This window comes from Lysinibacillus sp. FJAT-14222 (assembly GCF_001278875.1).
In the GTDB taxonomy this organism is placed as follows: Bacteria; Bacillota; Bacilli; order Bacillales_A; family Planococcaceae; genus Lysinibacillus; species Lysinibacillus agricola.
This window is the reverse complement of the sequence record NZ_LIYL01000021.1, coordinates 453,918-469,187: the sequence shown is the minus strand read 5'-3', so window position 1 is coordinate 469,187 and position 15,270 is coordinate 453,918. Positions and strand designations below refer to the sequence as shown.

General features: G+C 34.6%; 13 protein-coding genes. 4 read left to right on the top strand and 9 right to left on the bottom strand.

Annotated elements, in window-relative coordinates; translation table 11 throughout:
* Positions 1-74: 74 nt before the first annotated feature.
* Positions 75-1,436, bottom strand: coding sequence for an ethanolamine ammonia-lyase subunit EutB (locus AN161_RS11880; RefSeq protein ID WP_053594552.1), 1,362 nt, complete (start codon positions 1,434-1,436; stop codon positions 75-77).
* Between the two features lie 331 nt (positions 1,437-1,767).
* On the opposite strand from AN161_RS11880, the gene AN161_RS29615 reads away from it, so the two are divergent.
* Entirely contained in the window at positions 1,768-1,944 is a 177-nt protein-coding gene (locus AN161_RS29615) for a hypothetical protein (protein WP_158003013.1), read from the top strand.
* 2 nt (positions 1,945-1,946) lie between these two features.
* Here AN161_RS29615 and AN161_RS11875 read toward each other — a convergent pair whose 3' ends face one another.
* Positions 1,947-3,032 carry a sensor histidine kinase gene (locus AN161_RS11875; protein ID WP_053594551.1) on the bottom strand — a complete coding sequence of 362 codons (1,086 nt, stop codon included), beginning with the start codon at positions 3,030-3,032 and terminating at the stop codon, positions 1,947-1,949.
* A gap of 288 nt (positions 3,033-3,320) precedes the next feature.
* On the opposite strand from AN161_RS11875, the gene AN161_RS11870 reads away from it, so the two are divergent.
* Positions 3,321-4,235: a tetratricopeptide repeat protein gene (locus AN161_RS11870; protein WP_053594550.1), complete on the top strand. Its 915-nt coding sequence runs from the start codon at positions 3,321-3,323 to the stop codon at positions 4,233-4,235.
* A 132-nt stretch (positions 4,236-4,367) separates the two neighbouring features.
* Here AN161_RS11870 and AN161_RS11865 read toward each other — a convergent pair whose 3' ends face one another.
* Complete coding sequence (locus AN161_RS11865) at positions 4,368-5,339, bottom strand: DMT family transporter (protein WP_053594549.1); 972 nt, start codon at positions 5,337-5,339, stop codon at positions 4,368-4,370.
* 267 nt (positions 5,340-5,606) lie between these two features.
* On the opposite strand from AN161_RS11865, the gene AN161_RS11860 reads away from it, so the two are divergent.
* Positions 5,607-6,467, top strand: a complete 861-nt coding sequence (locus AN161_RS11860; RefSeq protein WP_053594548.1) for a LysR family transcriptional regulator — start codon at positions 5,607-5,609, stop codon at positions 6,465-6,467.
* Between the two features lie 182 nt (positions 6,468-6,649).
* On the opposite strand, the gene AN161_RS11855 is transcribed toward AN161_RS11860, so the two are convergent.
* Positions 6,650-7,045 (bottom strand): VOC family protein, encoded by a 396-nt coding sequence (locus AN161_RS11855; protein WP_053594547.1) that lies wholly within the window; start codon positions 7,043-7,045, stop codon positions 6,650-6,652.
* A 171-nt stretch (positions 7,046-7,216) separates the two neighbouring features.
* Positions 7,217-8,101, bottom strand: a complete 885-nt coding sequence (locus tag AN161_RS11850; protein WP_053594546.1) for a LysR family transcriptional regulator — start codon at positions 8,099-8,101, stop codon at positions 7,217-7,219.
* Between the two features lie 104 nt (positions 8,102-8,205).
* Here AN161_RS11850 and AN161_RS11845 point away from each other — a divergent pair, with 104 nt between their 5' ends.
* Positions 8,206-8,973 (top strand): sulfite exporter TauE/SafE family protein, encoded by a 768-nt coding sequence (locus tag AN161_RS11845; protein ID WP_053594545.1) that lies wholly within the window; start codon positions 8,206-8,208, stop codon positions 8,971-8,973.
* Positions 8,974-9,067: 94 nt separating this feature from the next.
* On the opposite strand, the gene AN161_RS11840 is transcribed toward AN161_RS11845, so the two are convergent.
* The 4 genes from AN161_RS11840 to AN161_RS11825 form a co-directional block, all read right to left on the bottom strand.
* Positions 9,068-10,180, bottom strand: coding sequence for an HBL/NHE enterotoxin family protein (locus AN161_RS11840; RefSeq protein WP_053594544.1), 1,113 nt, complete (start codon positions 10,178-10,180; stop codon positions 9,068-9,070).
* 27 nt (positions 10,181-10,207) lie between these two features.
* A complete protein-coding gene (locus AN161_RS11835; protein WP_053594543.1) occupies positions 10,208-11,440 on the bottom strand; it encodes an HBL/NHE enterotoxin family protein in 1,233 nt (410 codons plus the stop codon).
* Between the two features lie 32 nt (positions 11,441-11,472).
* Positions 11,473-12,792 carry an alpha-helical pore-forming toxin family protein gene (locus tag AN161_RS11830; protein ID WP_053594542.1) on the bottom strand — a complete coding sequence of 440 codons (1,320 nt, stop codon included), beginning with the start codon at positions 12,790-12,792 and terminating at the stop codon, positions 11,473-11,475.
* Positions 12,793-13,628: 836 nt separating this feature from the next.
* The gene (locus AN161_RS11825; protein ID WP_053594541.1) at positions 13,629-14,672 is read right to left on the bottom strand and encodes a Fic family protein; all 1,044 of its coding nucleotides are present in this window, start codon (positions 14,670-14,672) and stop codon (positions 13,629-13,631) included.
* Between the last annotated feature and the right edge of the window lie 598 nt (positions 14,673-15,270).

Here is a 15,270-nt window from a genome sequence, read left to right as displayed (position 1 = left end):
TTGACACTCATGCATCATACAAGAGGGCTTTTTCTTTTTCAAGCCCCTGAAAATCTTTCTAACAGGAATGCTCCTTAATCAAAAATTGATAAATCCCCTGCACGTTTTGTCAACTTTCCATTTTCCATCAGGCCCATATTCTCCAACCATTTTTCAAATTCCCGAAGTGGTCGTAAGCCCAGGATCTCACGCAAACTAGCATCATCGTGATAGCTTGTATCTTGATAATTAAGCATGACATCATCTCCACCCGGTACTCCCATGTAAAAATTCGCTCCTGCAACTGCCGTTATTATACCGGCAACTTCCTGATCATTTTGGTCGGCATCCATATGATTTGTATAAGTTGGAGCAATCCCCATTGGTAAACCATGCAATTTCCCCATAAATCCATCTTCAAGATCGGCTCTAATTAATTGGCGTCCATCATATAGTGTCTCCGGTCCAATAAAGCCAGAAACGGTATTTACCATGAAAGGCTTCCAGTGACGTGCATAACCGTAGCTTCTTGATTCAAGAGTTTGCATATCTACCCCAAAATCAGCATTTAAAGATACCTCCGAACCTTGTCCTGTTTCAAAATACATAAAGTTTGGGCCTGTAGATGTACCATATCGAGCCATCATCTCATAGCCTTCATCAAGAATTTTTTTAGATATACCAAATGCTTCATTCCCTTTTTGTGTACCTGCTAAACTTTGAAACATAAGTGCGATAGGTGCCCCTTGTTTTAAAGCTTCCATTTGTGTTGTTATATGAGCCAAAACACAATTTTGTGTTGGAATTTGCCATTTCTCAATAAATTCATGTGAAAGTGTCAATAGTTTTTTGACGGATTCAATCGTATCCACATTCGGATTGATACCAATAACTGCATCACCTGCTCCGAAGGACAACCCTTCCTTTATGGAATACAAAATGCCTTCTGGAACATCATTTGGATGGTTTGGCTGACAACGAAATGCTAAGCGACCAGGCTCTCCAATTGTTGTATTGCAATGTGCTTGATACTTCATTTTCTGCGAAGCAAGAACAAGATCAATGCTTGACATCAGCTTGGCAACAGCTGAAATCATTTCACTTGTTAGTCCCCTTGAAAGTTTCAATAATTGATCTGTACCTGTATCAGATAACAGAATATAATTTCTCAGTTCACCGACTGTCCAACCTTGAATATCTTTGTATATCGTGTCGCTAATATCATCATAAATCAAGCGTGTTACTTCATCCATCTCATACGGAATAACTGGATTCTCATAAATTTCTTTCAACTGCATCTCGCTAAGTACCACTTTTGCTGCCATGCGCTCAAGTGATGATTCAGCTGCTACACGCGCCATCACATCCCCAGATTTAGCTTCACTTGCTTTTGCAAGTACCTCCCTTACCGACGAAAACGTATAATGAGTTCCTTTTACCACACAGGACAATTTCATCATTTAACACCCCTTTGTATATGTTAACGATTGCAATAAACGAAAAAAAAGCGCTTTCACATACCCCGAAGAAATTTTCTTCAGGCGTGAAAGGCGCCTTTGCCTCAGATATTATTTTAGTTCATTCTACACTACTCTCAAAGATTTTGTAAAGCGTGCTTTCTCTTTTTGAAAACAGTAACAATACTACTACGAAACAAAGTCTCGATTAACAGTGAAATTTATTATGGCTCATCACCAAAAGTTGTGGATGACATTTGTTAAAACGTACGCCATTGATTTGAGTGGAGGCGGGGATCAGCGTCACAGATGAGACCCTGGAGCGTAGCGTATGTTTTCTGTGCGAAAGCGTAGTGCTAACGTAGCGACAGCAACAACAAAAGCGGCTCATCGGAAAGCACCCAGTCGGAACGGAAATCAACCACCCGTTATGGCGATGAGCTTTTACTGTTTAACTAAAGAATTATTTAGGAGCAAAGCCGGTATGTTAATCTATTTTACCATCTAGTATTAATTAATTTCGGTAGCTATTATCGGAAAAGTTATTGAAACTTTTGTCCCTTTATCAGACTGAGGGAATGAAAGAACTCCTTGTAGCCTCTCTTCAACTAACATATCTACAAGATGTAATCCTAAAGATGACATCTCACCTAAAGAAAAAGAATCACCAATTCCACATCCATCATCCATTACTGTAATAGTAACCATTTGTTTTCGTCGTCCTAAATTTATCACAATTTCCCCGTAATTTTGTGAAGGAAAAGCATGTTTTATGCTATTTTGAACTAACTCATTGATAATCAGCGCAACGGCTGTTGCTTTATCTGAAGGACAGAATACAGATTCCCCCTCAACAGACACAACAATTTGTTGACCTGGAATAATGGACGAGGAGACTAGTAAAGTAGATATTTGTTGTAGTAAAACTTTAATATCTGCTTCCTCAGTTCCACGCTGGGCCAAATAATCATGAACCAAAGCCATACTTGATATACGAGATATACTATCGTGAAATACCTCAGCTACTTCCACCGAGTGAGATTGTTGCATTTGTAACCGCAACAAACTGGAAATAACCTGTAAATTATTTTTAACGCGATGATGAATTTCCTGAACGACAATGGCATGAAATACACGTTGTTTGTCTTCACTATTGGCCGCTTTCATAAGTTGCTCTATATTTTTTTCGTTTTGTACTACCTGTGAGATATCTCTTTCTTTAATTAATACCGCAATGGTCTTCCCATGCCGGTCTTTTATAGGAACAATATCTTGTTGCATTATTCCGCGCTCTTCCGTAATCCCTCTTGATCCAAAAATTGGCTTTCCAGTTTTTAAACTAAATAAAACACCAGGCTCCATTTCTTCAAATGTTATCTTCCCTAACATACTTTTTTTATACAAAGATGAGATAGTAGTAGGTTTTGCTTCAGCTACAACTAAAGATGCATTATCTTCTTCCAAAAGACAATCAATAAATATATCTGCTTGAGAAAGGTCAGCCATTATTTGAAGGTTTTGAGCCACATCTAAAATAATTTCACACTGTTCGTTTGATAAACTTGTAAATCGTTCTAAATCTAATATTCCCATCATGATATGTGCTCCCCTTTCTCTAGTTTTCCAAACACTATAGCAAAAATAAAAAATGTGTTCAATATGAAGATAAAAAATAGTAATTCAAGCTATTCTAGAAGTATTAGCACAATGTGATGAAATAGAATTCTTTAAAATGAACCGATTCAACGGCGTGGCTTCTAAATACCTCGACCATTATTTGAGTTGGTTTCAATTCTTAGAAAGTTATTTTAATTAGAGTAACCTATGATAAGCTAGGGTTATCAGTCTTTGAACTTATAAACTAAAAACGAGAGGATAAAATAATTGAATATTAATCAAAAAGCTATTGAATTACTTGAAAAAAATGAATATGAAGATGCATTAAAGTTATTTCAAAAAGCAGTAGATGAATCAAGAACTGTACAATCTTTAACTAATCTTGCTTGGATATATTGTTATGAAGAATATAAAGACACAATAGCCGAGGTTTTGTTGGAAGAAGTTATTAATATGAAGCCCTCCTCATATTTTCCATATAATTTGTTAGGTGAAATTTATATTAGGCAAAAAAAGTGGGAATACGCAAAAGAAATATTAGTAACATCTATTTCTATCCACCCTACCAAAACCGCTTATAATAATTTAGCCGTTGCTAATTATCATCTTGGAAACTTGGAAGACGCTTCGAAATATTTTCTTTTTGCTTCAGAAAACTCTGATTATGCAATGTATTGCCATGTAAAATGTTTGATTGAGTTAGGAAAATTAAATGAGGCAAAAATTAAAGTTGATAAATTTTCAAAAGATGACGATGAGTTTGTCGGTGAAGTTGATGTAGCGAATTTATATGTAGAGTTGGGTTTTTATAAAGAAGCTATTGAGTGGTTTGTAAAGGGGTGGGATATTTATTGGAAACAACCTAATTGGATTAGTCGATATGTTTATGCACTGCTCAAACTAAATAATTCAACACATGCTCATGATATACTAAATGAAGTCATCAAACAAAAAATAGAAGAAATCAAAGAAGCCTATGAAGAAGAATGTGATGAAGATTGGTCAGAAATCGACAAACAGGCCAACATTAAAGAATGTCTTGATGAAAAGAAAGAGTATGAACGAATGTTTGAACGAATCTCGTCTGGATACATTCCTACCAGGGAATTTGATCCTTCTATCCAGACAGCCTGTTATCTATTTGGTTGCACTCGTCATAATCATGCTGAGTATCAAGAATAATACATTGTAGGTAAAGAATAGGGACTTCCAATAGGAGGTCCCATTCTTATAAACAAATATTGCGCTAAAAGAAGCTTAATCTATTATTTACTCCATGCTTAGTAGATAAAGAAAATCATAAATCTTCTAATATTAAACAGCCTGCCGTAATTCTTCTTCCTCTTGTATAACCTGCGGATTCGTTTTTTCTTCTCTACGCTGACATATGTTATTCCAAATAAGAGCTGAAATAACAAGTAGGGTCCCTGCTACATCAAAGATTGTTATTTTATATCCTTGTATCATCATAATGACCAATGTAGTAATTGGAACAAAATTTATAAATAAAATTCCATTAATGGATGATAGGATTTTCACACCATAATTCCAACTAAGCAATGCTACAATACCTGGCAGTGTCATCATAAACAATAAATCATATTTAATAGCAAAAATCATTTCCGTACTTGGGACTGATACATACCCTTGCATCGTGATGATCATTGTGATGATACCTGTTACAGCTGTGCCAAATACACATGTTAATGTTGAATAGCGAAGAGTAGACCAATCATTAAATGTTTGACCGCCCATTGTATAAATAACCCATCCTACAACACCAATTAAAATGAATGCGAGCGAAACTAGATTCTGTTTCAGTGTAAGAAAGAAACTCATATCGCCTTTAGTAATAACAAAAACAGCTCCAACAAAAGCAATGATCATGCTGCTAACCATATACTTCTTCGGTTTCACATGTTTGTACCCCCAAAGAATAGCAATCGAAATCATTGGCATGAGTGCTTCCATAATCGAAGCTACCATAACGCCGGATTTCCCCATTAACATCTGGCCTAAAAATACAAGCACATTGTAAACAGTAAACGCCATGATTCCAAAGAAAACGAGCAGCTTACCTTTCCCCTCTAAACGAAACGCTTTCTTCCCTTCTTTCATCCATAATAAAATGATTAATACAATCGATACTGCCCCATATCGAATAGTTGAAAAATAAAATGGATTTATATATTTAAGTGCATGATCTGCAACTGGAAACATGGCTCCCCATGACATACTTGCAATTAAACACGCGATCATACCTACTATTATTTTACTTTTGCTCACTGTTTTTCCTCGTTTCTATATAACCCTATCAATTATGCCTCGGCATAATTGCGTCCGGAATCGGCTTTGTGCCCTCGCACAAAGAACTCCTTTCCGATTCCGTGACATCCGCCGGAGGCTTTAACTTCTTTCAGCGGGTGTTTGGACACCCGCTGAAAGAAGTTAAATACACAATGAGAATTATAAAAAAGAAAATACATCACGTAAAATGATTGAAAGTGATATTAACTATCATTTATAATGATAGTTTTTAAGGGGGAATGCCTAATGGAACTGCGAGATTTACAGATTTTCAAAAGTGTCGCAAATCACGGAAGCGTCAGCCATGCTGCAAAAGAATTGAATTATGTACAATCCAATGTAACGGCACGTATTAAGCTATTAGAAAAGGAGCTCCAAACGCCGCTTTTTTATCGTCATAAAAAAGGGATGACATTAAATCCAGAAGGGCGAAAAATGCTTACTTACGTTAATAAGATTTTGCAGGATGTCGAAGAAATGAAACAAGTATTTTTAGATAGTGATACACCGACCGGGACATTAAAAATCGGTACAGTTGAAACAGTGAGTATATTACCAACCATTCTAGCCTCTTACTATAAGGGATATCCTAATGTCGACTTAACACTACAAGCTGGTTTAACTGAGGAACTTATTAAAAAAGTAGCGGATCACCAATTAGATGGAGCTTTTATAACTGGACCAATTAAACATCCGCTTTTAGAACAATATGATGTATATACCGAAAATCTCGTTCTCATTTCACAAAACAAATCCTTTCGTATCGAGGAATTTATGACTACACCACTCCTTGTTTCTAATCAAGGTTGCGGATATCGTTCCAAGCTAGAACTCTGGCTCAAAGATGAGGGTTTACTGCCAAAAAGAATCATGGAATTTAATATATTAGAGACAATTTTAAACAGTGTTGCCATTGGTCTTGGCGTTACACTTGTACCGCAATCGGCTGCTGAACATCTATCTACCACAGGCAAGGTTCATTGTCATCCAATTCCTAAAAAATACGGAACTATTTCAACCGTCTTTATACGACGAAAAGATGCATACATGACAAACTCGATGGAATGTTTTTTAAAAACAATTGCTGAGCATCAGAAAAAGACCTAGGCCTGGTAGATTACCAAGCTCAGGTCTTATTTACGATTTTTTTAAGAATGATAAAGCTGTTTAATTTAAAAGTGAAAAGTTAAACAGCTTCTCGCAGTACAAGACAGGTATTATGTTGCATACATTTTTAAGTATGCTTACCGTGTCTTATGATTGCATATTTTTTTGAACTATCATGGATGCTATTTTGCATTTTCATCGGGTTGATGAATTCCGAATATATTGCCTTCGGTATCGATATAGTATCCTTGCCACGCCATTCCAGGCAGAGCATATTTCGGCATTGCAACCTTGCCGCCATTCTCAAGAACTTTAGCTTCCGTTACATCGTAATTTTCCACGCCCATTGTACAAGCAAATCCATTTAAAGCTTGGTTTGGTTCTGGAGAAGCACCTTGACGTTGCATTAAAGCACCATCGACTCCAGGTTCGTCTGCATTGCCAGTCACCGCTCCAAAGTAAGGCATTCCCGCATAATCACTCCAGTCTTTAAATGACCAACCAAATACCTCTCCATAAAATTTCTTTGCACGTTCCATGTCACTTACATGAATTTCGAAATGAACTAATCTCCCCATAATATCCTCCTAATTATTAAAGAATTAAATTACTCACTGTGTTTGAGTACAATTACTATATATTATTATGACAAGGAATGGAAATAAAAAAGAAGAGAAATTCTATGAAAAAATCGAGAATAAGCATTCTAATGCTTATTCCCAATTTTGGTTCTATTACTTTTAGATTGGTTAATTTATAGCGTTTAAATGATCTTTTAAATACTGAATAAATGAATGCTCTTCTATATCTGATTTGCGTGTACATATAAATAAACTTTGCTGAATATCTGCATGTTCTACATACACCCGAGCTAGTTTCCCATTTGTTATACTGTCAGTTACACTGTAGGACGGTGCTAAAGTCATACCGTACCCTGCTTCCACTACTTTAATCGATTCATGTAAGCCCTGCATTTGAAGTCCTAATTTAGGTAACGGACTGTTTAACGTGTAAAAAACGGCCTCCAATAAATCAAGTGTCGAGCTACCACGTTCCCGATAAATAAAGTCCTCATTCGATAATTCATAAATGGAGACTGTTTGATTTGCCATAGAATGTGATGGGTGAACAACAAACCAAAACGGGATATCTAGTATTTTTTCAAACTGTAAATCAGGATGACCTATTTTATTTTGCACGACAAAACCAAGATCTACTTCATAACTCAGAACTTGCTCTTCCACAGATTTCACATTGCCTAGCGACACAAAAAATTCAATGTGAGGATTAGCAAGCTTATACGCTGCTATAATAGGCGGGAGTATATAGTTTATTGGTATATAGGAAGAAGCAATATGTATTTTTTCTTCTTTCGCTAAAAATTTACCGAGCTTTTCATCAATTTGTGCTTCTAAATAAAATAAACGCATTCCCTGCTCATACAAAAACTTCCCCTCAGGAGTTAATTGAATACCACGCCCTTTCCCTTCAATCAATTTTGTCCCTATTTCGCTCTCTAATTTCCGTATTTGAATTGTGACAGCTGGTTGACTAAGCAGCATTTTATTGGCCGCCGCGGTGATTCCCCCATGTTTTGCCACATTCGTAAAAATCCTTAATGCATGCAAGTTCATTTTATTCACTCCTCCCTATTCATAAATTTAATTTATGAATAAGCAATTATTATATATTTGTTTTATGTATTGTTTAGCAGTAATTTAGGTTTAGAGGTGATTTGATGGAAATTTTACTACAGGAATGGTTTTCAGTAAACGGATTTATTTTATTAACAATCGGCTTACTTGCAGCAGTCATTGGTGTTCTTTTCGGCGCTGCAGGCTTTATCTTGTTGCCGGCAATGTTACTTATTGGCATTCCGATACATACAACTGTAGCAGTTAATAAATTTGCGACAGGAATTTCAGCTCTATCGAATGTCGTATCGTTTGTAATTAAAGGACATTTATCGTTAAAAAAATTCACATCTTTAATGATGATTGCTAGTTTAGGAGGTGTATTTGGCGCATTTTTAGCCACTCGATTATCGGAACAAATCATGAATATTGTAGCTTGCGTATTCTTAATTTTCTCATTTTTCGTTGTGCTTTGCAGTAATAAATTAATGGTAAAGGATATAAAAGAAACGGAGGAACAACCAATTAATAAACTCATTCCATTTGCGGTTTCAATATATGACGGTGGTTTTGGACCAGGCTCAGCTCAAATGAATGTAACCTATCATCTTAAAAAGCACTATACCTATATAAAAGCGGTTGAGTTAACAAGAATTATTACGTTTTCAAGTTGTACAGGTGCCTTTCTCTTTTACTACTTTACGGGCATTGTTAATTGGGGAATCGCCATTCCTGTTTCAATTGGCTCTATTGTTGGCTCGTTCTTAGGTTTAAAGATCATTCCTTATATCAAAACAAGGTGGATTCAAATTTTATTACCAATCATTTTTTTCTTGTTGATTGTTCAGGTCGTATCAGATTTATTGATATAGATCACGCTACGTTTTAGTGAGTACGCAAAGAAAGCAAGAAGTGACTAACTTCTCGCTCTTTTGTTTCCTCTTATTTAGCAGGAGTGACAACAAGTTATATTTTCAACTCTTTTATCCCTGCTTTTAATGTGTCTGCATCTATTTTTAATGTTTTCCAGCTATCTTTAGCTGATTTCAAGTTAGGGAGTAAAAATTTAAATTTATTTTGTTCCGCTTTATCAGATGCATTCTCGATATGTCTCAATACCCCCGAATATTGAGAGTCTAAGTCATTCCATTGCGTAGACATAAAAGTAAGAGCATTAATAGCATCATCGAGTGCATTGTACATCTCACTAATATTACTATGTGCAATTCCAACTACACGATTTAATGTTATTTTATAATCAACTGTCTGTCTTAATTGTGCTAATAACGGTTCTAATTGACCTAATTGATCTCTTGCTATCCCCAGCATAACACCACCAGCAATCCACGTAGGAATAGAAGGCACAGATACTGTTATTATTCCATCAGACTCTAATTTCTTATAATAGTTTACTGATTCTAAAACTTCATTTAGGCGCTTTTGATCATCCTCCACTGCAACCCCTTGGTTTTTTAAAATCGACTGTAAAAGCTCTTTGTTACCTCCAAACGCTCTAACATCTTGTCCAACATCATTTCTTAATTTAGTTAATTCTACTATTAATTGTTGTGCATACTTTTGATTTTGTTGAATCTCTTCTCGTAAATCTGTAATCCCTTCTATTAACGTCTCTCCATCTCCTGTATTTATTGCATCTACAATTATGTCATAATAATTTTCAAACTTTGTATCGTATTCAATAATACCTGTCAATGTATCGATAAGCTGTTTTTTTACTTTTGTATCCCATGAAAGGGCGTGTGCTCTTGCATCCTTTTGGTCTTGTACAATTTTACCTGGTAAATCCGGATATCCATTAATATTAATTCCTTCAAAGTTCACATCTGGATTCTTAATTAACATATAAGAATAAGCATTCATAGATTTTGCAAAAAGTCCCGCCTTTTGCAAGGTTTCTTTCATCTTCGCTTCGTTTGCTGAAAGAGATGTATCACTATTGCTCGCTTGCTCAATTTTACTTGTCTCGGCAAATGCTGTTACTGGAGAGATTACAGAAGTTGTAGTCAAGGTTAATAATGTCGATACAGCGAGTACTTTGTAAAGAGATTTTTTATTCATTTTATATTCCTCCTATGTATTTTATTTTCAATTCTTATCTTCTTGTTTAAAAGCAATGTCTTTTGCAATAAATTCCGCATCTTTATGAATATCGTTCCAACTTTGTTTAGCCGCTTTTAAATCATCAGGTATTAAAGAAAGCTTATGATCTTGCATTTGATCGATATTATCATATAAATCTTTATAATTTGCCCCCATTGTATTCCATTGTTGCTGAATATTCGTTAGAGACATTATCGCTTGATCCACTGTTTGATATAAGTATGTCAAAGTGTCTTTTGCGTTACTAAGTGAAATAATTGCTTGGTTAGCAAAATCGGCTTTCATCGTTAATTCTCCGATTTTATTAGATATTTCGTTGTAAGAGCTCATATGATTAGATGCCGTAACACCAGCTGCTGTTCCTAAACCAATACCAGCTGCACCAAGAACTGTAAGACCACCTACAACAAGCGGAGTTGCTGTACCACCAGTTACAACAATTACTACCCCACCTGCAATGGTTCCAATAACTAAAATGGCTGCTCCCAATCCACCACCAATTGACCATGCTAATACATTATCAAAATGTGCTTTCTGAGTAGCACGTAGATTCTCAATTTCAGCTTGAAGTTGTGGAACCAAAGCTTGTTTTCCGGCTAATATTGCCGTTAATCCACCTTTCCCATCCGGACCACCAATATTATTTTTAAAATCTATAGTATTTGTATATAGCTTTGTTTTGAAGGCTTCTAACATCTTAATTACTTCTGTAACTTCTTTTGAATTTGTATTAATCGTACTGATTAAATCACCAATGCCTTCTTTTAATCCTTCCTTATCTTTCTTTTGTACAGTGTCTATTAATGTGTCGTAATAATTATTAAATTGTTCATCGTAATTTACAATATTACGTGCTGTCTTTTGAATTTTTGGCTTCGCCGTATCTAACCAATAATTCGCATTGATTCGAGACAGTTCCTGATTAAGGTGAATATTTTTGATTAATTCTCCTCCTTCAGAACCTAAATCAATTTTGGATAGGTTTACATTCGGCTGTTTAATCATTGTTTTTGCGTATAAATCCATTACAAGAATATGAGACCCTGTTTCAGCTAAGGCTTTCTTCAATCCTTCAGGTCCTAATGTATAATAATTCCCTATTTTTTGTTCTTGAGTGACCTGTTCTTGCGCAAGTGCCTGAATAGTGCCACTGTTAGCTGCGGTAATAATCGTTGCCAAAGTAGCCACGGTTAACACTTTATATGAAAATTTCTTCATAGCTATTTTCCTCCTCTTTTTTCGATAACATATCAAAATTTATGAACCTGTTCTTCTAGCTGACTTATTACACTTTTTAATCGTCTTAATGTATCTTTTTGAGATTGATTGTTAGTAGCATCAGCATCAGTACTTAATTTTGCGATACTATTTTTTATTAAATTCAAATCTTCTTTATGGCGTTTCAATAGGTCAAGTTCTACATCCACTTGGCTAGCAAATGTATGCAGATCATGTTGCATAAGAAGAAGCATGGATTTTTGTAAATCTGCTATCGATAGTTTCGTTGTTAAATCATATAATTTTTGATTTTGTTGCTCCAAATCATCCAAATATGCCCGTTGTTCTGCCTTTAATTTATTTACTTCAGCGAAGGTACTATATGTTTTTTTGATTTTTTCTGGGTCAATTACCTTCATAAGGTCATACTCTTTCGCTTTTGTAGCTGCTGCTGCTGCAATTTCACCTTTATTATTTTTCTCAATTGCTTCACGCGCTTCTTTTTTTGCAGCTTCAATCTCTAAAGCAGATTTCCCCTTTTCTTTTGCCTCTTGCTCTGCTTTTTTCTCTGCTTCTAAAATAGCGTTGTTAATTTCTTTTCCTTTGTTATACGCTGCCGCCGCTGTTTGAGCAGCTGGTTCAATGATATCTTTTGAAAGACTATAGATCTCTTGGAATATTTTTAGTCCTTGTTCATTTAAAGCTCCTGGTAGAAAGGCAATTTCTTGCAAATCATTTTGAATTGATTTTTTAGTATCTAGTAATTCGCTTTTTAGCTTGTCTATCTTCCCAATTCCTTCTAAACTAAGCACTCCTTGAGCTTTTGCCACATCAGTATCAAGATCTTTAAGTTTTTTATCAAGCTGCACTTGAAGATCTGTTAATTCATTAATTTGATATTGAACATTTTCTTGGTTTGTCATAACCATTTCTTGAAGGACTTCCAGCCTATCCAGGAAACCTTCCTTATCTCCCTTATTATCTACATATTCTTTTAATGTTGGATAATAGCTATTAAATTTAGTGGCAAATCCTTTACTTTTTGAATTTAATAGAATTAACTTTGGATAAAGTTCCGACGACCATTCTTTCATATCTTGTTTTATTAGGAATTGCTCTGTATTTAAAGCTGGTACTTCATCTAGCTGTACATTAGGGTTCATTAAAGATTGGTCTATATACATTTGGATCAATTTAGATTGTGCACCTAATTTTCTTAAAGATGAAGAAAGAGTCATGTTCTCTTCTTGAATTTCTGCTTGAGCAATAGGCGTTGCAAAAGTATGTACAGGAATAACTCCTGTTGCAACAATGGATGTAATCATTAATCCTTTAATTAATTTCCTTTTCATTCTATTTACCTCCCTATTTGATATTTTTCACAATAATTTATACGATTTTATATATATGTTGAGCACCCCCAATTCACTTAAGTTTCAGGAAAACATTCTTGCTATTTCCTATGATGTAAATTTTAGTCATAGACACATTTTTTAGCAAACAACGGCGGAAATAACCTATTTCACGACAAAATAGGTTATTTTCACTGTAATTTTGATTCTAAAAATTGATTAATATTAACAATATGAATCTGAATGTGTCACAATATAGCAAAGCTCAGTCGTCTGACGACTAGATATTGACATATTTTTGTTAATATTGGGGAAATCAAGTGAATTGGAATAATTCTATCAATTATGCCTTGGCATAGTTGCGTACGGAATCGGCTTTGTGCTTAGGCCTGCAGATGTTTTTTGTACGAAAACGCAGTGCTAACGTAGCGACAGCAACGTGTTTTTGTCTGTGCGAAAGCGTAGCGGCAGCAACAACATAAGGATCGGCACGATGTCGGCCATCATTTCGGTAACGCCACAGGATGTGACGTTCTTAGACTGAGTTCCTATAATTCAGCGGGTGTTTGGACATCTGCTGAAAGAAGTTGAAGTTTAGACATATTGATCCCAATAGGACTTTTCTGGTAATAGATATTAACTGTGAGGTGGTACCTACTAAATTTTCATTACTGAGGGTATCCTTGACTAATGGTTACAAGGCACTTTTTAATTTTTTCACGTTTCTAGATTGAAAAGTAAAGAACCAATTGCTTATTAAAAATTGGCAATTGGTTCTAAATTAGATTTTTATTTTGTTTAGTAGAAATTTATTAGCCCACCTAAAAAGGTATAGACTAAGATTGGACTGTCATCCAGCGCGCATTTCTTCCTTTTGAAATAAGTTTAATTTCACCTAATAATTGCAAATCAGTTAAAGCTTTACTAATTGTACTTTCGGCTATATCTGGATAAATGCTTCGAATGCATTCTTTTGTAAAAGGTTGTTGTTGATTATGAATGAAATTCTGAATTCGCTCTACCTTAGTATGTTTACATATAGAATCCAATACTCTGCTATGTAGATCTTTATAAGCCTCTAAAATAATCATTAAAAACTCTTTTAACCAGAAGCTAATATTATGCCCATTACAGTACCAGTTAACCGAAGATTTAATTATGGCTTCATAGTATTCTGATTCTCTTTTCTTTATATATTCATCTAAACAAACATATTTTACAAATGTATGTCCACTTTTTACCAATAATAATTGCATGAGCATAAGTGTTAATCTACCATTACCTTGACTAAAAGGGATTATACAATAAAGATTCAATATAAAACGAGCTATCAATATAAGTGAAGGTAACTCTTTTTTACGGTTTAATAAATTGTACTGGTCGCATAATTGTTCTACAGCCCGTGCAATATTTTCAGGTGGAAGAGGACGATAACAAATCGTGTGCATCCCTTTTTCAGGAATTCCAGGGATAGAAAATGGCTTTTGGCGCCATTTTGCACTGTCAGAGGTATTATAATGAATTAATTGAAAATGCAATTCTTGTATAGTATCTGGACTAATAGAAAAAGTACAAGTTTTTTTATGTACAAGAGTCAGCGTTTCATGATAACAAAATATCGCATCTTCCGAAATTGATTGGGGGATCATATCATCTAAAATAAGTTCTTTTAATCGCTTATTTGAAACTTTTATATCCTCATAAACTGAAATATAGTTTTTTATGTATTGTAGGGGTATAGCTTTTTCAAGGCTATTGAATATATCAGGTCTTTGCTCTTTATAAGCGGTCAACATACCTTTATATTCACTAATTTCACTGACTAAATTAATTAGTTGTTGATCAATATTTATGTACTGGTCTTCGAAAAAATTTCTCATTTTGTTCCTCCTGTTACTATCTCTTAATGCTCTATTACAATAATAAATTTTATATTTTTTTAGGAATTCCTAATGTTATTCGAGTATTACTATTCAAATAACATCCGGTTTAATAGAGCTTTTACTTTCTAAAGAAAGAGGATAAATTTATTATTCAAATTTTTCTATAACGTTAATAGGGACTTTGAAATTACTTATTTATTTCAAAAAGTGGATGTATCGTAAATATAGACGTTAGACATTATTAAATATCGGAATATTATCTTTTAAATGTACTGATTTTTTTATTATTTTTTGTGACATTTTTTATATGTATTTTTCTTATAATTGTAGTACGTTTACTAAATTATAGAATCAGGTCGAATATTGAGGGGGAAAAGTATGGGGATTGAATTCACTGCTCTCCATTGGATTTATGTAAACGTTAAAAGTAGTTATCAACCCTTATTCCAATCTATCGAGTTAGCTATTTGTTGGTTTTAAAATAAAATTTGTACAAAATAATCTTATACAAGCCTAATCCAACAAAAAGATCAGAGCTTCGGTATATCCATCCTTTACTTCGTACAAGTTTGATGGAGTATAATATAACGACTTG